Origin of the sequence: Streptomyces sp. NPDC101118 (assembly GCF_044759445.1) — a bacterium.
Lineage (GTDB): Bacteria > Actinomycetota > Actinomycetes > Streptomycetales > Streptomycetaceae > Streptomyces.
The window spans coordinates 282160-304178 of the sequence record NZ_JBIVZG010000008.1; the positions used below are offsets into that span (position 1 = coordinate 282160).

General features: G+C 73.6%; 23 protein-coding genes. 14 read left to right on the top strand and 9 right to left on the bottom strand.

Annotated features, from left to right (window positions below):
• Positions 1-33: 33 nt before the first annotated feature.
• The 3 genes from ACIQUQ_RS16615 to ACIQUQ_RS16625 all read left to right on the top strand — a co-directional run bounded on the left by ACIQUQ_RS16615 (position 34) and on the right by ACIQUQ_RS16625 (position 2057).
• The gene (locus ACIQUQ_RS16615) at positions 34-993 is read left to right on the top strand and encodes a cytochrome c oxidase assembly protein (protein WP_403976210.1); all 960 of its coding nucleotides are present in this window, start codon (positions 34-36) and stop codon (positions 991-993) included.
• 80 nt (positions 994-1073) lie between these two features.
• The gene (locus ACIQUQ_RS16620) at positions 1074-1232 is read left to right on the top strand and encodes a hypothetical protein (RefSeq protein WP_403666574.1); all 159 of its coding nucleotides are present in this window, start codon (positions 1074-1076) and stop codon (positions 1230-1232) included.
• Between the two features lie 117 nt (positions 1233-1349).
• Positions 1350-2057 carry a lysophospholipid acyltransferase family protein gene (locus ACIQUQ_RS16625; RefSeq protein ID WP_403976212.1) on the top strand — a complete coding sequence of 236 codons (708 nt, stop codon included), beginning with the start codon at positions 1350-1352 and terminating at the stop codon, positions 2055-2057.
• A 58-nt stretch (positions 2058-2115) separates the two neighbouring features.
• Here the strand turns inward: ACIQUQ_RS16625 and ACIQUQ_RS16630 are convergent, their stop codons facing one another.
• The 7 genes from ACIQUQ_RS16630 to ACIQUQ_RS16660 form a co-directional block, all read right to left on the bottom strand.
• The gene (locus ACIQUQ_RS16630) at positions 2116-3768 is read right to left on the bottom strand and encodes an alpha/beta hydrolase (RefSeq protein WP_403976214.1); all 1653 of its coding nucleotides are present in this window, start codon (positions 3766-3768) and stop codon (positions 2116-2118) included.
• Positions 3769-3967: 199 nt separating this feature from the next.
• A complete protein-coding gene (locus ACIQUQ_RS16635) occupies positions 3968-4741 on the bottom strand; it encodes an urease accessory protein UreD (protein WP_403976217.1) in 774 nt (257 codons plus the stop codon).
• Positions 4738-5430 (bottom strand): urease accessory protein UreG, encoded by a 693-nt coding sequence (ureG, locus tag ACIQUQ_RS16640; protein ID WP_403976219.1) that lies wholly within the window; start codon positions 5428-5430, stop codon positions 4738-4740. Before ureG ends, ACIQUQ_RS16635 begins: the two co-directional genes overlap by 4 nt.
• 73 nt (positions 5431-5503) lie before the next feature.
• A complete protein-coding gene (locus ACIQUQ_RS16645) occupies positions 5504-6271 on the bottom strand; it encodes an urease accessory protein UreF (RefSeq protein WP_403976221.1) in 768 nt (255 codons plus the stop codon).
• A 20-nt stretch (positions 6272-6291) separates the two neighbouring features.
• Positions 6292-8013, bottom strand: coding sequence for an urease subunit alpha (locus ACIQUQ_RS16650; RefSeq protein ID WP_403976224.1), 1722 nt, complete (start codon positions 8011-8013; stop codon positions 6292-6294).
• Positions 8006-8317 (bottom strand): urease subunit beta, encoded by a 312-nt coding sequence (locus ACIQUQ_RS16655; RefSeq protein ID WP_403976227.1) that lies wholly within the window; start codon positions 8315-8317, stop codon positions 8006-8008. Before ACIQUQ_RS16655 ends, ACIQUQ_RS16650 begins: the two co-directional genes overlap by 8 nt.
• Positions 8318-8325: 8 nt before the next feature.
• Positions 8326-8628: an urease subunit gamma gene (locus ACIQUQ_RS16660; protein ID WP_399947912.1), complete on the bottom strand. Its 303-nt coding sequence runs from the start codon at positions 8626-8628 to the stop codon at positions 8326-8328.
• A 686-nt stretch (positions 8629-9314) separates the two neighbouring features.
• Between ACIQUQ_RS16660 and ACIQUQ_RS16665 the strand changes: the two genes are divergently transcribed.
• The gene (locus ACIQUQ_RS16665) at positions 9315-9827 is read left to right on the top strand and encodes a C40 family peptidase (RefSeq protein ID WP_403976229.1); all 513 of its coding nucleotides are present in this window, start codon (positions 9315-9317) and stop codon (positions 9825-9827) included.
• A gap of 91 nt (positions 9828-9918) precedes the next feature.
• Entirely contained in the window at positions 9919-10311 is a 393-nt protein-coding gene (locus ACIQUQ_RS16670) for a VOC family protein (RefSeq protein ID WP_403976232.1), read from the top strand.
• A gap of 88 nt (positions 10312-10399) precedes the next feature.
• On the opposite strand, the gene ACIQUQ_RS16675 is transcribed toward ACIQUQ_RS16670, so the two are convergent.
• A complete protein-coding gene (locus tag ACIQUQ_RS16675; RefSeq protein WP_403976234.1) occupies positions 10400-10852 on the bottom strand; it encodes an ATP-binding protein in 453 nt (150 codons plus the stop codon).
• A gap of 226 nt (positions 10853-11078) precedes the next feature.
• Between ACIQUQ_RS16675 and ACIQUQ_RS16680 the strand changes: the two genes are divergently transcribed.
• Entirely contained in the window at positions 11079-11942 is an 864-nt protein-coding gene (locus ACIQUQ_RS16680; protein ID WP_403976236.1) for a helix-turn-helix domain-containing protein, read from the top strand.
• A gap of 14 nt (positions 11943-11956) precedes the next feature.
• Positions 11957-12187 (top strand): DUF397 domain-containing protein, encoded by a 231-nt coding sequence (locus ACIQUQ_RS16685; RefSeq protein ID WP_403976239.1) that lies wholly within the window; start codon positions 11957-11959, stop codon positions 12185-12187.
• A gap of 29 nt (positions 12188-12216) precedes the next feature.
• On the opposite strand, the gene ACIQUQ_RS16690 is transcribed toward ACIQUQ_RS16685, so the two are convergent.
• Positions 12217-13407, bottom strand: coding sequence for an 8-amino-7-oxononanoate synthase (locus ACIQUQ_RS16690; RefSeq protein ID WP_403976241.1), 1191 nt, complete (start codon positions 13405-13407; stop codon positions 12217-12219).
• Between the two features lie 148 nt (positions 13408-13555).
• Here ACIQUQ_RS16690 and bioB point away from each other — a divergent pair, with 148 nt between their 5' ends.
• From bioB to ACIQUQ_RS16725, 7 genes are all read left to right on the top strand, one after another.
• The gene (gene bioB, locus ACIQUQ_RS16695; protein ID WP_403976243.1) at positions 13556-14809 is read left to right on the top strand and encodes a biotin synthase BioB; all 1254 of its coding nucleotides are present in this window, start codon (positions 13556-13558) and stop codon (positions 14807-14809) included.
• Positions 14802-16106, top strand: a complete 1305-nt coding sequence (locus ACIQUQ_RS16700; protein WP_403976246.1) for an adenosylmethionine--8-amino-7-oxononanoate transaminase — start codon at positions 14802-14804, stop codon at positions 16104-16106. Before bioB ends, ACIQUQ_RS16700 begins: the two co-directional genes overlap by 8 nt.
• Position 16107: 1 nt before the next feature.
• Positions 16108-16824, top strand: a complete 717-nt coding sequence (gene bioD / locus ACIQUQ_RS16705; protein WP_403976249.1) for a dethiobiotin synthase — start codon at positions 16108-16110, stop codon at positions 16822-16824.
• Positions 16825-17081: 257 nt separating this feature from the next.
• Positions 17082-17753, top strand: coding sequence for a class I SAM-dependent methyltransferase (locus ACIQUQ_RS16710; protein WP_403976252.1), 672 nt, complete (start codon positions 17082-17084; stop codon positions 17751-17753).
• Positions 17754-17757: 4 nt separating this feature from the next.
• Entirely contained in the window at positions 17758-18582 is an 825-nt protein-coding gene (locus ACIQUQ_RS16715) for an ABC transporter ATP-binding protein (RefSeq protein ID WP_403976255.1), read from the top strand.
• Positions 18583-18585: 3 nt separating this feature from the next.
• On the top strand, positions 18586-21150 hold the full coding sequence (locus tag ACIQUQ_RS16720; protein WP_403976257.1) for an ABC transporter permease: 2565 nt from the start codon (positions 18586-18588) through the stop codon (positions 21148-21150).
• Between the two features lie 77 nt (positions 21151-21227).
• Positions 21228-21653: a GNAT family N-acetyltransferase gene (locus tag ACIQUQ_RS16725; RefSeq protein WP_403976260.1), complete on the top strand. Its 426-nt coding sequence runs from the start codon at positions 21228-21230 to the stop codon at positions 21651-21653.
• Positions 21654-22019: the final 366 nt, after the last annotated feature.

The following is a 22019-nucleotide window of genomic DNA, read 5'->3' on the forward strand; positions in this document are numbered from 1 at the left end:
GCCCCACGAGGGCCCACCTCCAGGAGTGAACACATGGACCACAGCGGGCACGGCATGGACGGCATGACCATGGACCTCCCGCCGTTCACCCTGGGGCGGGGGCTGGAGTTCTCCGCGGACCCCTTCTTCCTGATCGCCTGTCTCCTGGGGCTCGGCCTCTACGCGTGGGGCGTGCTGCGGCTGCGCCGCCGCGGGGACGCCTGGCCGGCGGGCCGCACGGTCGCGTGGGCGGCCGGCGTGCTGAGCGTGGCGCTGGTGATGAACACCATGCTGAACGACTACGGCATGGTGATGTTCAGCGTCCACATGGTGCAGCACATGGTCATCTCGATGCTGTCGCCGATCCTGCTGCTGCTGGGCGCGCCGATGACGCTGGCGCTGCGGGCGCTGCCGCCGGCCGGGCGGGGCCGCAAAGGTCCGCGCGAGCTGCTGCTGATGCTGCTGCACAGCCGGTACATGCGGGTGATCACCCATCCCGTGTTCACCATCCCGATGTTCATCGCCTCGCTGTACGGCCTGTACTTCACGCCGCTGTTCGACTTCCTGATGGGCAGCAAGGCCGGGCACATCGCGATGATGGTGCACTTCCTGATGGTCGGCCTGGTGTTCTTCTGGCCGATCATGGGCGTGGACCCGGGCCCGCACCGGCCCGGCTACATCATGCGGATGCTGGAGCTGTTCGCCGGCATGCCGTTCCACGCCTTCTTCGGCATCGCGCTGATGATGGCGAGCGAGCCGATGGTCGGTACGTACGCGAACCCGCCGGCCTCCCTCGGCATCGACGCCCTGTCCGACCAGACCGCGGCCGGCGGCATCGCCTGGGCGTTCAGCGAGATCCCCTCGGTGCTGGTGCTGATCGCGCTGATCTTCCAGTGGTACCGCTCGGAGCAGCGTCAGGCCAAGCGGGCCGACCGCGCCGCCGACCGGGACGGCGACAAGGAGCTGGAGGCGTACAACGCGTACCTCGCCTCCCTCCAGACCCGCGGCCGCTGACGGCACCCGGGACCCGGCGGCCGGTACCGGCGGGCCCGCGCCGGTAGCGCTCCCGGCGGTCCAGGCCCCACGATGGTGGTATGTCCGGATCCTTGAAGGCGATGGCCGTGCTCCTCGTGGGGGCCCTCGTGGTGATCTCCGCCTACTCGGCCACCATCGGCAGCAACGGGTGGCTGTGGTTCGCGTGGATCGTCCTGGCCCTCCTGACCGCGGGCGTGGCCGCCTCCCGCAGCGCCTGACCTCCCGCCCCCGCCCCGGCCGGCCACCGGGTGGTGCCACCCCGTGTCGCGGGGTGCTTACCCTGCGCGGTCCCCGCTCTTAGAGTGGTCGCTTCCGGGCCGTTAGGGGGCTACCGCGTGTTCTACCACCTGCTCAAGCACGTGCTGCTGGGGCCGCTGCTGCGGCTGCTGTTCCGTCCGCGCATCGAGGGACTGGAGAACATCCCGGAGGAGGGTGCGGCGATCGTCGCGGGCAACCACCTGTCGTTCTCCGACCACTTCCTGATGCCCGCGATCCTCAAGCGCCGCATCACGTTCCTGGCCAAGGCCGAGTACTTCACGGGTCCCGGGGTCAAGGGCCGGCTGACGGCCGCGTTCTTCCGCAGCGCGGGGCAGATCCCGGTGGACCGGTCGGGCAAGGAGGCGGGGCAGGCCGCTATCCGCGAGGGGCTGGGGGTGCTGGCCAAGGACGAGCTGCTGGGGATCTACCCCGAGGGCACGCGCTCGCACGACGGGCGGCTGTACAAGGGGAAGGTCGGCGTGGCCGCGATGGCCCTCACGGCGGGGGTGCCCGTGGTCCCCTGCGCGATGGTCGGCACCTTCGAGATCCAGCCGCCCGGCCAGGTGGTGCCGCGGATCCGGCGGGTCACCATCCGGTTCGGGGAGCCGCTGGACTTCTCCCGGTACGCCGGGATGGAGGGCGAGAAGGCGGTGCTGCGGGCGGTCACCGACGAGATCATGTACGCGATCCTCGGCCTGTCGGGCCAGGAGTACGTCGACCGGTACGCGACCGTCGTCAAGGCCGAGGCCGAGGAAGCGAAGAAGGCCCAGCGCAGGTCGCGCTGAGCCTTCCTCACCGTTTACGGACTGCCGGGCGTCCGGGACCGGATGCCCGGGTCCGGTACTAGCGGACGGCCGGCAGGTCCGCGCCGGCCAGGGCCTTGGCCTCGGCGCGGGCCTTGGCGGCGGTGGGGACCACCGGGGCGGCGTGCGGGGCGCAGGTCACGTCGCGCACGTCGATCTTGCCGTTCAGCAGGTAGTCGTCCACGCGGCTGTTGATGCAGGGGTTCACCAGACCGGTGACACCGTGCGAGCCGGCACCCTTCTCGGTGATCAGGCGCGAGCCGGCGAGGCGCTTGTGCAGCTCGACGGCACCCTCGTACGGGGTGGCCGCGTCACGGGTGGACTGGACGATCAGGACGGCCGGGAGACCGCTGTTGACCTTCACCTCGACCGGGGTGGACTGCTTGGCACCCCAGGTGGCGCAGGGGAGGTTCATCCAGGCGTTCGCCCAGGTCATGAACGGGTAGTCCTTGTGGAGCTTGGTGTTGTCGCGGTTCCAGACGCTCCAGGCGGTGGGCCACTTGGCGTCGGCGCACTCGACGGCGGTGTAGACGGCGTTGCCGTTCTCCGCGGCCTTGTTGCCGGCGATGTCCGTCATGTCCGCGGCGGCCGCGTCGATGAGGCCCTGCTTGTTGCCCGCGACGTAGTCGGCCCAGGTCTGGGCGACCGGCACCCAGGCGGAGTCGTAGTACGGGGCGCTCTGGAAGAAGCCGATCAGCTCGGCCGGACCGACCTTGCCGCCGAGCGGGGCCTTCTTGGCCTCGGCGCGGAGCTTCAGCCACTGGGCCTCGACCTTGGCGGAGGTGTCGCCGAGGTGGAAGGTGGCGTCGTTCTTCGCGACCCACTTCTTCCAGTCGTTCCAGCGCATCTGGAAGGCGACGTCCTGGTCCAGGTTGGCCTGGTACCAGATCTTCTCCTTCGACGGGTTCACGACGCTGTCGACGATCATGCGGCGCACGTGCGTCGGGAACAGCTCCGCGTAGACGGCACCGATGTAGGTGCCGTACGAGACGCCGAGGAAGTTGAGCTTCTTCTCGCCGAGGGCGGCGCGGATCACGTCGATGTCGCGCACGGTGTTCGGCGTGGTCATGTGCGGCAGCATCCAGCCGCTGCGCTCCTTGCAGCCGTCCGCGTACTCGGCGGCGAGCTTGCGCTGGGCGCGCTTGTCGGCCTCGGTGTCCGGGACCGGGTCCATCTTCGGGCCCTTGACGAACTCCTGCGGGTCGATGCAGGAGATCGGGGTGGAGTGGCCCACGCCGCGCGGGTCGAAGCCCACGAAGTCGTACGCCTTGGAGGTGTTCACCCACAGCGGGGCCTTGGTGGTCACGCGGCGCGGGAAGCGCATGCCGGAACCGCCGGGGCCGCCGGGGTTGTAGAGGAGGGCACCCTGGCGCTCGGCCTTGGTGCCGGTGTTGCCGATGCGGTCGACGGCGAGCTCGATCTGCTTGCCGTACGGCTTGGTGTAGTCCAGCGGGACCTTGACGAAGCCGCACTGGATCGGGGCCTCGAAGCCCCAGTCGGCCGGACAGGCCTTCCAGTCGATGCCCTTGCGGGCGGCGCGGGCGGCGGCGATCGCCGTGCCACGAGCCGCGGAGGTGGTCGTTCCGCTCTGGGTCTGGGTGTCGGCCGCGGCCGACGGTGCCACGACGGCACCCGCGATGAGCGTGCCCGCTATCAGAGTGCCCGCGCTGCCGAGCACCGCTGTGCGTATCACGTGTTAATCCCCCTGCGTCATGTGCGACCGTTTTGTGGCCGTCTTGTGTCTGACTGCAGATGGATCCTGTCGTCTGTGAGGTCCCCGGCAACAGGGTGACGGGCCGTTCTTTACCAACCCGATAACCGGACCGACGTGTACCGCTGAGCGGTACGGCAGTTGACACCCCCTGGGCCAGGACCCGGGGGGTGGCCCCGCGTCAGCCGGCGTACGTGCGGCAGGCCTCGTCCAGCAGCCGCCGCAGCCGCAGCCCGTCCGCGGCCAGCACGGTGACCAGCACCGCCGGCCCGGCGAGCGGGGTGACGGCGGCGGACTCGCCGAGCAGGGCCGGCGCGGGCGGGGCCGCCGCGAACTCGGGCCGCACGACGAGCAGCTGGCCCAGGGCGCGGTGCCCGCCGAGGACCGCGGGGCCGTCCCAGCCTCCGGGGGCGCCCGGCCCGCAGGACAGTTCCTGGTCCAGCAGCGGCCGGCCGCCCAGCGTGGCCGTGAGCCTGCTGGTGAGCAGCCCCGGCGGCTCCCCGGCGCGGCCGAGCACCTGCTCCTCGCGCAGCAGCAGGCGGGCGGTGGGGGCGAGTTCGGCCCGGGTGGTGGCCAGCAGCCGGCTGCCGCGCACGGAGACCAGGGGTTCGGGGAGCCAGTGGAGCGCCGCCCCGTCGGCGACGCCCAGGCGCACGTCGTAGCGGGCGGGCGCGCCGGTGCGGCCGGGGAGGGCGAGGGTGGCGGCGGCCGACGTGACGGTGAGGTCGGCGCCCGGGCCGACGGTGGCCTCGACCGCGAGGTGGTCGCCGCCCAGCGGGGCGCTCATGGCGCCGACCAGGGTGACGCGGGCCCCGGTGCCGGTGGAGCGGGTGCGGCGGAGCGCCAGGGGTCCCTCGCCGTGGAGCTCGGGCAGCGCGGTGCCGCCGCGCCCGTCGGCGGTGGCGGTGATCCGGGCGGTGGCGCGGAGACCGGGGGCGGCGAGGGGGGCGGTCATGCGGCGAGGGCGGTCCAGGCGGCCAGCCGCTCCCGTACCCAGGCCGCGACCGGGGCGACGCCGTCCTCGGCGGCCAGCGAGGTGAAGGCGACCGGGAGTGCACCGCGCTGGGCCCGGGCGTCCTCGGCCATCCGTCCGAGGTCGGAGCCGACGTGCGGGGCGAGATCGGTCTTGTTGACCACGAGGAGGTCGGACGTGGTGACGCCGGGGCCGCCCTTGCGCGGGATGTCGTCCCCGCCCGCCACGTCGATCACGAAGATCTGCGCGTCGACCAGGCCCTTGGAGAAGGTGGCCGTGAGGTTGTCCCCGCCGGACTCCACGAGCACCAGGTCCAGCGGGCCGACCGCGTCCTCCAGGTCCTCCACCGCTTCGAGGTTGGCGGAGATGTCGTCGCGGATGGCGGTGTGCGGGCAGGCACCCGTCTCCACGGCCGCGATCCGCTCGGGCGGCAGGACGGCGGCCCGCAGCAGGAAGTCGGCGTCCTCGCGCGTGTAGATGTCGTTGGTGACCACCGCGAGGGAGAACTCCTCGCGCAGCGCCCGGCAGAGGGCGGCGACGGTGGCGGTCTTGCCCGAGCCGACCGGGCCGCCCAGTCCGATGCGCAGGGCGCGGCGCCGTCCGTCGCCGCGCACGGGAGGGGCGCCGTGGGTGTGGCGCGGGGGGTAGGTCTCGGCGTGGTCGAGGTGCATGGGGGCTCCAGGGTCGGGGGGGACGAGTGGCGGGGTGCCGGCCGGCGGACGGCGGACGGCGGACGGCGGACGGTCAGGAGGCGAACAGCCGTACCGGCCAGGCGGCGTGGGCCTGCGCGCCGATCTCCAGCAGGGGCGAGGACGCGGCGGGCAGTGCGCCGGTGCCGGCCCGGCGTGCGCGGTGCGCGGCGGCGGTGGCGCGCTCGGCGACCTCGTCGAGCTCGGGGGTGAGGCGGGCCAGGACGGCGGTGGCCTCGAAGGGGTCGAGGCCGAGCAGCCGCACGGTCGCGGTGGCCGGTCCCCCGGTGCTCTCGTACGCCGCCACGTGCGCGGCGTCGAGCGGTCCCAGCCCCGCGGCGCGGGCGGCAAGTCCCAGCACCACCGGCTGGTGGGCGCCCCTGGGGTACGCGGCCGCCAGCGCCTCCAGACCGGGGTCGCCGGGCCAGACGGAGCGCGCGGCCCGGGTGAGCTGCCGGCCCAGCCGGCGGGCGGTGGTCCGCAGGGCGGGCGCGGGGGTACGGGCGTCCGCCGCGGCGTCGAGTTCCGCGGGGTCGATCCCGAGGGCCCCGGCGGCCGCGAGGGCCCCGGCGACGAGTCCCGCGGTGTGGAGCCGGCCGCGGCAGAAGTCCTCCAGGGTGGCGGCGTCCCGGATCCGCCCGGCCTTGACCGCGGCCTCGGCGCCCCCGGAGTGGGCGTGGCCGCCGGCCGGGAACCGCCCGTCCGCCAGCAGCAGGAGGGCGGCCCGGCCGCCGGTGGGGGCGGTCGCGGCCCGGGGCCCGGCCGGGGGCACGGGCGGGGTCGCGGCCGTGGTGGTCGTGGTGGTCGTGGTGCTGGGCGTCATGCCGGTCGGTCCCTTCCGCGTCAGAAGAGGAAGTACCGCTGGGCCATGGGAAGTTCGCCGGCCGGAGCCGGTTCCACGGCCTCGCCGTCGATCGTCACCGTGAAGGTGTCGGGGTCGACCTCCACGCGCGGACGGGCGTCGTTCTCCCGCATGTCGGCCTTCGTGACGCCGCGGGTGCTGTCGATGGCCACGAACTCCTTGCCCAGTCCCAGCCGTTCGGGCAGCCCGTCGGCCAGCGCCGCCGGGGCGGTGAAGTTGACGGAGTTGTGGGCGGGGGCCCGCCCGTGCCCGCCGAACATGGGGCGCGGCAGCACCGGTTGCGGGGTGGGGATCGAGGCGTTGGCGTCCCCCATCTGCGCGTAGGCGATCTGGCCGCCCTTGATCACCAGCTGGGGGCGGACGCCGAAGAACGCGGGCTCCCAGAGCACCAGGTCGGCGAGCTTCCCGGTCTCGACCGAGCCGATCTCGCGGGCCAGGCCCTGGGCGACGGCCGGGTTGATCGTGTACTTGGCGACGTAGCGGCGGGCCCGGTGGTTGTCGGCCCGCCCGTCTCCCGGCAGGGCACCACGGCGGCGCTTCATCACGTGCGCGGTCTGCCAGGTCCGCAGGATCACCTCGCCGACCCGGCCCATGGCCTGGGAGTCGGAGGAGATGATCGAGATGGCGCCGAGGTCGTGCAGCACGTCCTCGGCGGCGATGGTCGAGGGCCGGATCCGGGACTCGGCGAAGGCGAGGTCCTCGGGCACCGCGGGGTTGAGGTGGTGGCAGACCATCAGCATGTCGAGGTGCTCCTCGACGGTGTTGACGGTGTGCGGCCGGGTCGGGTTGGTCGAGCTCGGCAGCACGTTGGCCTCGGAGACCACCGTGATGATGTCGGGCGCGTGCCCGCCCCCCGCGCCCTCGGTGTGGTACGCGTGGATGGTCCGGCCGCCGATCGCGGCGAGGGTGTCGCCGACGAAACCCGCCTCGTTGAGGGTGTCCGTGTGCACGGCCAGCTGGGCGCCGGTCTCCTCGCAGACGCCCAGGCAGGCGTCGATGACCGCGGGTGTGGCCCCCCAGTCCTCGTGGATCTTGAACCCGAGTGCGCCGCCCCGCAGTTGTGAGTGCATGGCCTCGCGGGAGGTGGTGTTGCCCTTGCCGAGCAGGCCGATGTTGACCGGGTGGGCGTCGAGGGCGGCGAACATCCGGGCGAGGTGCCAGGACCCCGGCGTGACGGTGGTGGCCTTGGTGCCCTCGGCGGGTCCGGTGCCGCCGCCGACGAGGGTGGTGATGCCGGAGGCGAGCGCCTCGTCGAGGATGGTCGGCGAGATGAAGTGGACGTGCGCGTCGATGGCACCGGCGGTGAGGATCTTCCCGTTGCCGGAGATGATCTCGGTCTCGGGGCCGATGACCAGGGCCGGGTCCACGCCGTCCATGGTGTCGGGGTTGCCCGCCTTCCCGATGCCGGCGATCCGGCCGTCGCGCAGGCCGACGTCCGCCTTGACGACGCCCCAGTGGTCGAGGACGACGGCACCGGTGATCACGGTGTCGGGCGCGCCCTCGGCGCGGGTGGTCCTTGCCTGGCCCATCGACTCGCGGATCACCTTGCCGCCGCCGAACACCGCCTCGTCGCCCGCGCGGCCGGGGCCGCCGCAGCGGTCCTCCTCGATCTCGACGAGCAGGTCGGTGTCGGCGAGCCGGATGCGGTCGCCGGTGGTGGGCCCGTAGAGGTCGGCGTAGGCCTGCCGGGTCAGTTCAGCCATCGAGGGGTCCCCCCGTCTCGCCGCGCAGTCCGGGTACGGTGCGCAGTCCGGCCAGCGGTACGAGCTCCACCTCGACCGGGATGCCCGGCTCGAAGCGCACGGCGGTGCCCGCCGCGACGTTCAGCCGCAGTCCGCGCGCCGCGGCGCGGTCGAAGCCGAGACCGGGGTTGGCCTCGGCGAAGTGGTAGTGGGAGCCGACCTGTACGGGGCGGTCGGCGGTGTTGAGCACCGTGAGCCGGGTGACCGGGCGGCCCGCGTTCAGGGGCACGGGGACCTCTCCGAGGAGGATTTCGCCGGGGATCATGCTGCTCCTCAGACGATCGGGTCGTGGACGGTGACGAGCTTGGTCCCGTCCGGGAAGGTCGCCTCGACCTGGACGTCGTGGAGCATCTCCGGGATGCCCTCCATCACGTCCTCGCGGGTGAGGACCTTGCGGCCGGAGGCCATCAGCTCGGCCACCGTCCTGCCGTCCCGGGCGCCTTCGAGGATGTGGCTGGTGATCAGCGCGATGGCCTCGGGGTGGTTCAGCAGCAGCCCTCGGGCCCTGCGGCGTTCCGCCACGTCGGCAGCGACGTGGATGAGGAGCCTTTCCTGCTCGTGCGGCGTCAGTTGCACGGTGCCACCTCACTGTCGTCCTGGCGAGTCACAACCGGGCTCGAACGTTAGGGCGCGCGCTTTACCGTCGCGTTAATTCACGTTTCGGGAGGTGGCTCGGTTCGGGATGTCCGGCGATTGGGATGCCCTTCTGTATACGGCACTTACGAGGGCCCACCGTACGCACCCGGGCACGCTGCGTGACGGCCGTTGGGCGTAACCGCGCCGCTACGGCTCCCCGTTCGGAGTAACGCCGTCGTGTCGTACCCGTACGGAGGGATCGGCCGGGGCGGCTGCGACCGTCGGCGCAGGTCCGGCCCGGTTCACCCGTCCGGGAATGGCGGGCGGGACGGGCCGAAATCCCATTTGGGGCACACGTGATGAGCATCACATAAGGGTGACTTAAGGCGTAATTCGGACACTTGGTGGGCCAGGATCCGGGGGACGACAAGCCCCCGCCACCGCGGCGGGGCGGCCCGGGCGGACGCCGAGTCCTGCCGCCTCACCCGGGTGACTGGTCGACAGGAGTGCACCGGCAGGAGTGGAGGACCCAGGCAGTGCGGAGCGACGGGCCACCGGCCCGTCCGTTCCTCGGGGTGAAGCCGCCCCGGCCCTTCCCGTACGGGTGGGACCGGTGCGGCCGGGCGAACTTCGCAGGTCCGAACCCGACAGGTCATCCTTCACAGGCGGCTGACGAAGGGTTGCGCATGTCCGCGCTGAACAAGAACGCGCCGTACGGGAACGTGCAGAACAAAAACGTTCCCGCGATGCTGTCCCGGGCCGGGGTCACCTCGGCCCTCGCCCTGGCCGTCGTCGGGGGCACCGTCCTCGCCCCCGGCGCCGCTCCCGAGGCCCGGGCGGCGAGTTCGCACGCCGCCGTCAAGGCCCTGCAGGTGGCCGCGTCCAAGCGGGGCGCCCCGTACCTGTGGGGCGCCACGGGACCGTACCGCTTCGACTGCTCGGGGCTGACGCTCTACTCGTACAAGCGCGCGGGCAAGAAGCTGCCCCGCACCGCGGCCCAGCAGTACAACCGCACCACGCGCGTCGCGGCCGGCTCCAGACTGCCGGGCGACCTGGTCTTCTTCCATTCGGGAGGCAGCGTCTACCACGTGGGCATCTACGCCGGAGGCGGCCGGATCTGGCACTCCCCCAAGACCGGTTCGACGGTCCGTCTGGACCGGATCTGGACCAGCAGCGTGAAGTACGGCCGGGTGCGCTGAGCAGCCGTGAATTCGGCTGCGCGGCTCCCGGTGCGCGGCTAGGTTGACGCCGCGGCGGCACCCCGCCGCGGCGTCAGCCCAAGGGAGACCCGTGTCCTACCTCAACCCCGTCCGGCACATCACCTTCGATGCCCACGACCCGTACCTGGTGGCCGGGTTCTGGGCCGCACTGACCGGCGCGTCCCTCCAGCCAGACGACGAGCCGGGCGACGACGAGGTGCTCGTGGACCCGGGCGTGCCCGGCGTGCCGGGGCTGCTCTTCATCCGCGTCCCCGATGCCAAGACCGTCAAGAACCGCGTCCACCTGGACATCCAGCCGCCCGCCGGCACCCGGGACGAGGAGGTCCGGCGGCTCACCGGGCTCGGCGCGCGGATCGTCGACGACCGCCGGTCCACGGACGGCACGGGCTGGGTCGTGATGGCGGACCCGGAGGGCAACGAGTTCTGCGTGGAGCGCAGCGCGGTCGAGCGCGGCCTGGCCTGAGGCAGGCGGCGCACCCGTCTTGGGCCTGCTCGTGCGGCCGGAGCCTGCGGCCGCACGTACGGCCGGCACGTACGGCCGGCTCGGGCGGTCAGCGCGGGCGGTCGGCACCGGACGCCCGGGCGGCCGCCCGCCACGGGAGCGCGATCCACACGGTCTTGCCGCCGTCCTCGGTCGGGCTGACCGACAGCCGGCCCCCGGCCTCCGCGGTGAGCCAGCGGATGATCACCATGCCCCGGCCGTTGTCCTGCTGGACGGCGGCCGGCAGCCGCCTGGGCCAGCGCGGATGGCTGTCCGTGACGCCGATCCGCAGCTGCTCGTCGCGTTCCAGCCGCAGCTCGACCGTGAAGACGGGCGACTGGCCGAAGGTGTGCTGCACGGCGTTGGTGGCGAGTTCGGAGACCATCAGGCGGACGGAGTCGGCCTGATCGTCCTCCGCCGGCAGCCCCCACTCGGACAGCACGTCCGCGACGTACCTCCGGGCCGTGGCGACCGACGCGGGATCGCTCGGCAGAGTGACGGATGCTTCCAGGTGGTCTGCCATGGCGACGCTGTCCCTTTCCCACCGGGGCCGGACTCCGACTTGGCGCGGATGACCTCGAGGACGGCTCCGGATCTGTGCTTCGCGCCAGACTGCCACTCCGGGTGCCGCCGGTGCTGGCGTTCCACCAAGATATGCATATATCTGTCGCTCAAAGCGGTGAACTCTGCTACGGAAGACCGTATTTGGGCGCAAGACCGGCGGGTGCGCCGGGTGGAAGGAGGCCGGCATGCAGCACGGTCCCGCGGTTCGCCGACGCAAGCTGGGTGAGGAGCTGCGGGCGCTGCGCGACCGGACCGGGCTCACCAGCGGTGAGACGGCCCGGATGCTCGGCTGGCACCAGTCGAAGATCAGCCGAATCGAGACGGGCCGCAGTGGCGTGAAAACCGAGGACGTCCGGCTGCTGCTGGACGCGTACGGGGTCGCGGACGCCCGGGAGCGGGCACTGCTGGAGGCGCTGGCCGCCTCGGCGGGCGACACGGGGCGGGGCCGCCAGTGGTGGCACGAGTACCGGGGGCTGCTGCCGCAGGAGTACCGGGACTTCATCAGCCTGGAGGCCGGCGCGAGCGCGGCCCGCACCGTCGAGCTGTCCGTGGTGCCGGGGCTGCTCCAGACCGCCGCGTACGCGCGTGCCGTGACCCGGGCCGCGCTCGGGGGGCTGCCCGAGCCCAAGGTGGACGCGCTGGTCGACGTACGCCTGGCGCGGCAGACGGTGCTGCGGGCGGATCCGCCCCTGGAGCTGAGCGCGGTGCTCGACGAGGCGGTGCTGCGGCGGCAGATCGGCGGGCCGGGGGTGATGGCGGAGCAGCTGCGGCACCTCGTGGCGGTGGCCCGGCTGCCCCAAGTGCGGCTCCAGGTCCTGCCGTTCAGCGTGGGGGGTCATCTCGGCCTCACGGGGCCTTTCGTCATTTTCTCATTTCCGAACATTGCTGATCTGGATGTGGTTGTTCTCGACCATTTGACGAGTAGCCTCTATCTGGAGCGGAAAGAAGACCTCGAGGCGTACAGCGCCGCCTTCCGCACCATCCAGGCGCACGCCCTCCCGCCCCATGACTCGTCGGACCTCATCAGCGCGATCGCTGACGGCGCGTAAGGAGGCACAGCCCCATGTCCGCAACCCCCTCTCCCCCGAGCGGACTCAGGAACAGCGCGAACTGGCGGCGCAGCAGCTACAGCACCGGCATGAACAACTGCGTCGAGACCGCCGGCCCCAACGGCGGCTTACTGGCCGTACGCGACTCCAAGCGGGCCGGAGGACCCGCACTGCTCTTCACCGCGACGGCCTGGCAGGGCTTCCTGTCGTACGTACGGGCGGACCCGCCCGGCTCCGGGAGCTGACCCCCTCTCCCCCGGAACCGGCGCAGGTCTCAGCCCGCGGTCGGCGCGGTCCGCAGGATCGTGCCGACCGCCTGCGTGATCTGGGCCTCCGTCAGGTCCGCCCGGGCGGTCAGCCGCAGCCGCGAGATGCCGTCCGGCACCGACGGCGGCCGGAAGCAGCCCACCGCCAGCCCCGCCTCGCGGCAGTCCGCCGCCCAGCGCAGCGCGGCCGCCGGCGAGGGCGCCCGTACCGAGACCACGGCCGCGTCGGGCCGGGCCGCGGTGAGCCCCGCCGCGGTGAGCCGGCCGTACAGCGCCGCCGCCACCTCACGGGCCCGCGCGGCCCGCTCCGGCTCCCGGCGCAGCAGCCGCAGGCTGCCGAGCGCGGCGCCCACGGCCGCGGGAGCGAGCCCGGTGTCGAAGATGAAGGTCCTGGCGGTGTTGACCAGGTGCTCGATGACCTTGGCCGGGCCGAGGACGGCGCCGCCCTGGCTGCCCAGCGACTTCGACAGCGTCAGCGTGGCCACGGTCCCGTCGGCGCCCGCCAGACCGGCCGCGGCGAGCGCGCCCCGGCCGCCCTCGCCCAGCACCCCGAGGCCGTGCGCGTCGTCGACGACCAGGGCGGCGCCGTACGCGCGGCAGACCTCGGCATGGGCGGCGAGCGGGGCCGCGTCCCCGTCCACGGAGAAGACGGAGTCCGTGACCACCATGGCCCGGCCGCCGAAGGCCTCCAGGGTCTTGCGGACCGCCTCCGGGTCGGAGTGCGGGACCACCGCGGTCCCGGCGCGCGAGAGGCGGCAGCCGTCGACGATCGAGGCGTGGTTGCCCGCGTCGGAGACGACCAGGGTGTCCCGGGCGCTCAGCGCGGTGACGGCGGCGAGGTTGGCGGCGTAACCGGAGGACAGGACCAGCGCGGCCTCGAAGCCGCAGAACTCGGCGAGCTCCCGCTCGAGCTCCGCATGAAGCTCGGTCGTGCCGGTGACGAGGCGCGATCCGGTGGCCCCGGCCCCCCAGCGGCGCGCGGCCCCGGCCGCCGCCTCGGTGGTCTCCGGGTGGTGGGCGAGACCGAGGTAGTCGTTGCTCGCGAGGTCCAGCAGGTCCGACACCGCGGGCCGCGGTCGCAGGGTGCGCACGAGTCCGGCCTGTTCACGGGCGCGGGCCGCCTCGTCGATCCAGGCGAACACGTCCGCGGGGGCGGGGACGGGGTGCGGCTGAACGGGCGGCGGTGCGTCCTGCGTCATCGGCTCAGTCCTCGCGATTTGTCGGCTGTCCACAGACCCTAACGGGCACTGATCGTGACCGAGGTGTGGCGATACACACACCCCGAAGCTGCCATGTTGTCCGATCTCTCCTTGGCCGAGGGCGGTCCCGTAAGCCAGGATCACCGTCATGGACCTGCTGAACACCCTGGTGGACAAGGGGCTGCGGCGTGAGCTGCCGACCCGCGAAGAGGCGCTCGCCGTGCTGGCGACTTCCGACGACGAACTGCTCGACGTGGTGGCCGCGGCCGGCAAGGTGCGCCGCCAGTGGTTCGGCCGCCGGGTCAAGCTGAACTACCTCGTCAACCTGAAGTCCGGGCTGTGCCCCGAGGACTGCTCGTACTGCTCGCAGCGGCTCGGCTCGAAGGCCGACATCCTCAAGTACACGTGGCTGAAGCCCGAGGAGGCCTCCAAGGCCGCCGCCGCGGGTGTCGCGGGCGGCGCCAAGCGCGTCTGCCTGGTGGCCAGCGGCCGCGGTCCGACGGACCGCGACGTGGACCGGGTGTCCAAGACCATCGAGGCGATCAAGCAGGACAACGAGGGCATCGAGGTCTGCGCCTGCCTCGGTCTGCTCGCCGACGGCCAGGCCGAGCGCCTGCGCGAGGCCGGTGCCGACGCGTACAACCACAACCTCAACACCTCCGAGGCCACGTACGGGCAGATCACCAAGACCCACACGTACGCCGACCGGGTGGACACCGTGCAGAAGGCGCACGCCGCCGGCCTGTCGGCCTGCTCCGGCCTGATCGCGGGCATGGGCGAGAGCGACGAGGACCTGATCGACGTCGTCTACTCGCTGCGCGAGCTGGACTCGGACTCGGTGCCGGTCAACTTCCTGATCCCCTTCGAGGGCACCCCGCTGGCCAAGGAGTGGAACCTCACCCCGCAGCGCTGCCTGCGGATCCTGGCGATGGTCCGCTTCGTCTGCCCCGACGTCGAGGTCCGGATCGCCGGCGGCCGAGAGGTGCACCTGCGCTCGATGCAGCCGCTCGCGCTGCACATCGCCAACTCGATCTTCCTCGGCGACTACCTCACCAGTGAGGGCCAGGCCGGCCAGGCCGACCTCGACATGATCGCGGACGCCGGTTTCGAGGTGGAGGGCGCCGGCGAGACCACCCTCCCGAAGCACCGCTCCGAGGTCACGGCCGGCGGCGGCTGCGGCTCCCACGGGGGCGGCGCCTCGCTGTGCGGCTCCCAGGCGGACGCCGGCTGCGGTTCCGGCTGCGGCGGGTGCGGCTCGCACGAGGAGCCGGCCGCGCGGGCCGACGTGCCGGCGGAGGCCGCCGCGTCCGCGCCGGAGCAGGCCGAGCCGGGCGAGGTGCGGCCGGAGCTGGTCGCCGTACGCCGTCGCGGTGCGGGAACGGACCTGGCGCCGAATGCCTGATCCGCTCTCCCCCGCCGACCTGCTCGCGCTCGACCGGCAGCACGTCTGGCACCCGTACGGTCCGATGCCCGGACGCCAGGAGCCCCTGGTGGTCTCCTCGGCGTCCGGGGTCCGGCTGCGGCTGGCCGAGCCGGCCGAGGGCCGGGACGAGCTGGTCGACGGGATGTCCTCCTGGTGGTCGGCCGTCCACGGCTACAACCACCCGGTGCTGAACGAGGCGGTGCGCGGGCAGCTGGACCGGATGAGTCACGTGATGTTCGGCGGGCTCACGCACGAACCCGCCGTCCGGCTCGCCGCCCGGCTCGTGGAGATCACCCCCGAGGGGCTCGAGCACGTCTTCCTGTCCGACTCCGGCTCGGTCTCGGTCGAGGTCGCGATCAAGATGTGCCTCCAGCACTGGCGTTCCGTGGGCCGGCCGGGCAAGACCCGGCTCCTCACCTGGCGGGGCGGCTACCACGGCGACACCTGGCAGCCCATGGCCGTGTGCGACCCCGACGGCGGGATGCACGACCTGTGGTCGGGTGCGCTGCCGCGCCACGTGTTCGCGGAAGCGCCGCCGGCCGGTTTCGACGCCGCACCGGAGCCCGCGTACGTCGCCCACCTGCGCGAGCTGGTGGCGGCGCACGCGCACGAACTGGCCGCGGTGATCGTGGAGCCGGTGGTGCAGGGCGCGGGCGGCATGCGCTTCCACTCCCCCGCGTACCTGCGGGTGCTGCGCGAGCTGTGCGACGAGTACGAGGTCCTGCTGGTCCTGGACGAGATCGCCACCGGCTTCGGGCGCACCGGGGCGCTGTTCGCCGCGGACCACGCCGGGATCACCCCCGACGTGATGTGCGTGGGCAAGGCGCTGACGGGCGGTTACCTCTCGATGGCCGCCACGCTGTGCACGGCGCGGGTGGCGGACGGCATCTCGCGGGGCGAGGTGCCGGTGCTGGCGCACGGGCCCACGTTCATGGGCAACCCGCTGGCCGCCTCGGTGGCGCTGGCCTCGATCGACCTGCTGCTCGGCCAGGACTGGGCCCGGGAGGTCAAGCGGATCGAGGCGGGCCTGCTGGAGGGAATGGCCGGGGCCGCCGCGCTGCCCGGGGTCAAGGACGTCCGGGTGCTCGGTGCCATCGGCGTGGTGCAGCTGGACCACGAGGTGGACATGGCCGCGGCCACCAGGGCCGCGGTGCGGGAGGGCGTCTGGCTGCGTCCCTTCCGTGACCTGATCTACACGATGCCGCCGTACGTGTCCTCGGACGAGGACGTGGCGCGGATCGGCCGCGCGGTGTGCGCGGCGGCGCGGGAAGGCTGAGATGAGCGTGCTCGTCGTGTCCGGTACGGGCACGGAGATCGGCAAGACGGTGGTGACCGCGGCGATCGCGGCCGCCGCCCTGGCGGCCGGACGGTCGGTGGCGGTGCTGAAGCCCGCGCAGACCGGGGTGGCGCCGGACGAGGCCGCTGACGTCGCCGAGGCGGCCCGGCTCGCGGGGCCGCTGACCGGCCTCGAACTGGCCCGCTACCCCGAGCCGTTGGCGCCGGACACCGCCGCGCGCCGGGCCGGCATGCCGTACGTCTCCCCCGAGGAGGTGGCGGAGGCGGCCGGGAAGCTGGCCGCGGAGCACGACCTGGTGCTGGTCGAGGGCGCCGGCGGGCTGTTCGTGCGCTTCGACGGCGCCGGGCACACGCTCGCCGACGCGGCCCGGCTGCTGGACGCGCCGGTCCTGGTGGTGGTCCCGGCGGGGCTCGGGACGCTCAACTCGGCCTTCCTGACCAGCGAGGCGATGGCCTCACGGGGTCTCGCGCACGCGGGCGTGGTGATCGGCAGCTGGCCGGACGCGCCCGGGCTGGCCGAACGGTGCAACCTGGCCGACCTGCCGTCGGTCTCCCGTGCCCCGCTGGTGGGTGCGGTGCCCGCGGGCGCCGGGGGCCTGGACCCCGCGGGCTTCCGCGCGGCCGCTCCCGGGTGGCTGGCGCCGGAACTGGGCGGGACCTGGGACGCCCGGGAGTTCCTGGCGAGCTGGCCGGCGTAGCGGCCGGCCGCTCCGCGGGGCGGGGGCGGGCGCGGCTGCGCTCAGGGCGGCGGCCGGCTTCGCGTACGCCGGGTTCCGGCTTCGTGCGGGGCGCGGGTTCCGGCGTTGTGCGGGGCGCGGGTTCCGGCCGGGCGGCGTGCTCCGCGTACGGCGCGGGAGGGGGCCGTTTCCCGCCGCGCCCAGCGGCGTGCGGGCTTGCCCGACGGTGGTAGGGGGAGACTGTGGGTACGCCACCACTCGCGTGAGGAGGCTCCACCATGCCGCTGCGCCGCAAACGCGTACCGCAGGACCCCGTGCACCACCCGCTGTTCGCGCGCTTCTACGCCCGGATGAGCGTGCAGGCGGACACCCGGGCCGGCGTGGCGGAGCTGCGCGAGGAACTGCTCAGCGGGCTGAGCGGCCGGGTGATCGAGATCGGCGCGGGCAACGGCCGCAACTTCTCGCACTACCCGCGGGCCGTCTCCGAGGTGGTGGCCGTCGAGCCGGAGCGCACCCTGCGCCGGCTGGCGGTGCGCACCGCGCTGCGGGCCGACGTGCCGGTGGACGTGGTGCCGGGCGTGGCCGAGGCGCTGCCGGTCAAGAGCGAGGCCTTCGACGGCGCCGTGGCGTCGCTGGTGCTCTGTTCGGTACGGGACCTGGCGCGCTCCCTCGCCGAGGTCCACCGGGTGCTGCGGCCCGGGGGCGAGCTGCGGTTCTTCGAGCACGGGCTGGCGCCGGGCCCGAACATGGCGTCGTTCCAGCGGGTGCTTGACCGCACGGTGTGGCCCCGGCTGTGCGGCGGCTGCCACACGGCCCGCGACCCGCTGGCCGCGATCGAGGCCGCGGGGTTCCGGATCGTGCGGCAGCGGAGCCTGCGCATCCCGGAGCGGGGGCCGGCCTTCCCCGACTCGTACTGCGTGATCGGGTCCGCCCGACGCTCACCGGTGTAGGCGGATGACCGAACGCGGAGCGGCTGCGCGGGCCAGGGACCTGACGAAGGCGTACGGGTCGGGCGAGACCGCCGTGGTCGCGCTGGACGCGGTGGACGTGGACATCGAGCGGGGCCGGTTCACCGCGGTGATGGGGCCGAGCGGTTCGGGCAAGTCGACGCTGATGCACTGCCTGGCCGGGCTCGACTCGGTGTCGGCGGGCCGGGTGTGGCTGGGCGACACGGAGATCACGGGGCTGCGGGACCGGGCGCTGACCCGGCTGCGGCGGGACCGGATCGGGTTCATGTTCCAGTCGTTCAACCTGCTGCCGACCCTGACGGCGGCGGAGAACATCACGCTGCCGATGGACATCGCCGGCCGGAAGCCCGACCGGGAGTGGCTGGACCGGGTGATCGACACGCTGGGGCTGCGCGGGCGGCTGGGGCACCGGCCGAGCCAGCTGTCGGGCGGTCAGCAGCAGCGGGTGGCCTGCGCGCGGGCGCTGGCCTCGCGGCCGGAGCTGATCTTCGCCGACGAGCCGACGGGCAACCTGGACTCGCGTGCGGGCGCCGAGGTGCTGGCGTTCCTGCGGGAGGCGGTCGACTCGCTGGAGCAGACGGTGGTGATGGTGACGCACGATCCGGTGGCGGCCGGGTACGCGGATCTGGTGCTGTTCCTGGCGGACGGGCGGATCGTGGACCGGCTGGCGGAGCCGACGGCCGCGTCCGTGCTGGAGCGGATGCGGCGGCTGCCGGAGCATCCGGGGGCGGACGCAGGTGCCGCGGCGTCGTCCCCGGCCGGCGCCCCGCCGGTGCCGGAGGCGTCCGCCCCGTACGACCGTGAGGACTGAGGCGTGCTCAAGGCGACCCTGCGCAGCTTCCTCGCCCACCGCGGACGGCTGCTGCTGTCGGCGCTGGCGGTGCTGCTCTCGGTCGCGTTCGTCACCGGCAGCCTGATCTTCTCGGACACGGTGACCCGTACCTTCGACCGGCTGTTCGCCTCCACCGCCGCCGACGTGACGGTCGCTCCCCTGGAGGACCTGACCGAGCGTTTGCCGTCCGGAGCCGTCCGCACCCTGCCCGCCTCGCTCGCGGCGGAGGTGGCGGCCGTGCCGGGCGTGCGGGCGGTGCACGTGGACGCGGTGGCGCGCAACGCCACGGTGGTCGACTCCCGGCGGGAGACGGTGGGTCCCACCAACGGCGCGCCCACGATCGTCTCGAACTGGTCGCCGCGCGAGCACATGGCGGTGGAGCTGACCGACGGCCGCGCCCCGCACGGCCCGGGCGAGGCGCTGCTGGACCACACCACGGCGGACCGGCGGAAGGTGCGGATCGGGGACCGGCTGACCGTGCTCGCCGGGCGGGGGTCGTTCCCGGTGCGGGTGACCGGCATCGTGACCTTCACGACGACCAATCCGGGTGCCGCGCTGGTGTTCGTGGACACCCCGACCGCGCAGGTGCGGCTGCTGGGCGGCCCCGGCCGGGCCTCCTCGCTGTCGGTGGACGCGGCGCCGGGTGTGCCGGACACGGAGCTGAAGGCGCGGATCACGGCGGCCGTCGGCCCCGGGTACGAGCTCCGCACCGCGGACGAGCAGGCGAAGAACGCCGCCCAGCGGCTCGGCGGGTTCCTCGACGTGATCAAGTACGTGATGCTGGGCTTCGCAGGGGTCGCGGTGCTGGTCGGGATCTTCCTGATCGTCAACACCTTCTCGATGCTGATCGCGCAGCGCACCCGGGAGCTGGGCCTGTTGCGGGCGCTGGGTGCGGACCGGCGTCAGGTGCGGCGGTCGGTGCTGGCGGAGGCGCTGCTGCTGGGGCTGGTGGGCTCGACCCTGGGGCTGGCCACCGGCATCGGGCTGGCGGCGGGGCTGATCGCACTGCTGGGGCTGGCCGGGGTGAACCTGAGCGCCGCGGAGATGGCCGTGACCGCGGCCGTGCCGGTGTCGGCGTACGTCGTGGGGCTCGGGGTGACGGTGGTGGCGGCGTACCTGCCGGCCCGGCGGGCCGCCGCGGTCTCGCCGATGGCCGCACTGTCGGATGCCGAGGTGGCGGGCGTGGGGCGGCCCTTGCGGGTGCGCGGGCTGGTGGCCCTCGTGGTGGGGGCGGCCGGTGCGGCGGCGCTGGCCGGGTGCGCGGCCGCCGAGCCGACGGGGCGGGCCGCGTCGCTGCTGGGGCTGGGGATCGCCCTGACGCTGGTGGCCATGGTGGTGGGCGGGCCGCTGCTCGTGCGGCCGGTGATCCGGGTGCTGGGCGGGGCCTTCCCGCGGGTGTTCGGGCCGGTCGGGCGGCTGGGGCAGCGCAACGCCCTGCGCAATCCGCGGCGTACCGGGGCGACGGCCTCGGCGCTGATGGTGGGGCTGGCGCTGGTGGGCGGGCTGTCGGTGGCCAGTGCCTCGATGGCGGCCTCCTTCGACCGGCAGATCGACCGGACGCTGGGCGCGGACTTCGTGCTCCAGAGCGCCAACCTCGCGCCCTTCCCACAGGAGGTCACCGACGCGGTGCGGCGGGTGGACGGGGTCGGCCTGGTGGTGCGGCAGCGGTTCACCGCGCTGCGGGTGACGCTGCCCGACGGCGCGCGGGTGGAGACCACCGCCTCCGGGTACGACCCGCGGCTGGACGACGTGGCACACGTGCCGTACCTCTCGGGGTCGACCCGCGCGGCGCTGGCCGGCGGCGCGGTGGGCATGGACGAGGAGTTCGCGCGGGAGCACGGGGTGCGGGTCGGGGCGGTGCTGCCGGCGCTCTTCCCCGGCGGGCGCACTGCGTCGCTGCGGGTGGCGGCGCTCACCGATCTGGACGCGCCCCGGGGGCCGGGCCTGGAGGGCGGCCTGTTCCTGGGCATGGGCACGCTGGAGCGGTACGCGCCGGGGGCGCAGGACGCCGCGCTGTACGTGAACGCGGCGGAGGGGGTGTCCCCCGAGGTGCTGCGCGGGCGGCTGGAGGCGGCGCTCGACCCGTACCCGCAGGTGCAGGTCCGGGACCAGGCGGACTACAAGGAGCTGATCCGGGGCCAGATCTCCGTGCTGCTGAGGCTGGTGTACGGGCTGCTGGCACTGGCGATCGTCATCGCCGTGCTGGGGGTGGTCAACACCCTGGCCCTGTCGGTGGTGGAGCGGACCCGGGAGATCGGGCTGCTGCGGGCGATCGGGCTGTCCCGGCGGCAGCTGCGGCGGATGATCCACCTGGAGTCGGTGGTGATCGCCGTGTTCGGCGCGGTGCTGGGGCTCGGGCTGGGGCTGGTGTGGGGGCTGGCGGCGCAGCGGGTGCTGGCCCTGGAGGGGATGACGGCACTGGCGGTGCCCTGGCCGGTGATGGTGGCCGTGCTGGTGGGATCGGTCGTGGTGGGGCTGGCGGCAGCGGTGCTGCCGGCGCTGCGGGCGGCGCGGATGAACGTACTGGCCGCCATCGCGCACGAGTGACGGCCGCCCTCCCGGGCGGCTGCCCGCATGCTGGAAACCTGTGGCACCCGCCGACGCGCGGGTGGTGGGATGCCGCCATGGATGATCTTCACATCAGGCCGGCCGCGGCCGGTGACCTCCCGGCCGTACTCGACTTCTGGGCCTCGTCCGCCGAGGGCACCAGCATCAGCGACGACGTCGCGGGCGTGACGCGGCTGGTCGAGCGCGACCCCGGGGCGCTGCTCCTGGCGGAGCGGGACGGCCGGCTCGTGGGCACGGTGATCGCGGGCTTCGACGGGTGGCGCTGTCACCTCTACCGCCTGGCGGTGGACCCGGGGCACCGGCGGCAGGGGATCGGCTCCGCGCTGCTGGCGGCCGCGGAGGAGCGGTTCACCGCGCTCGGCGGGCGGCGCGGCGACGCGATGGTGCTGGACCGGAACGAGCGGGCGCACCACGCGTGGCGGGCCGCCGGGTACGGACCGCAGGAGCAGTGGACGCGCTGGGTGAAGCCGCTGCACGCCTAGGTCGTGTCTTTCGGATCAGGCCGGGCTCGCGGGCCTGGCACGCACGCTCGCCGCGTTGTCGTCGGTCGCCAACGTCCCCCAGCTACCGCTGGGGGTGCCCCCACCGCGTTGACTCCCTCCTCCGCCTTGCGATCGCACGCACCAGGCCCCGCTCCCTGATCCGACCTGATCCGAAAGACACGGCCTAGGTGTGTCGTCCTGGGACGTTGGTGACACGCGTGCTGGGTTCTTGAATGGGTGAGGGCCTCCGGGTTCGGTGTGGATTGCGACGTCTGCACCGAGATCAGGAGGCCCTCGTGCCCCACCGTAATGCCCCGCTGACCGAGACCGGGCGTCTTCGCCTGGCCCGCTGTGTCGTGGACGACG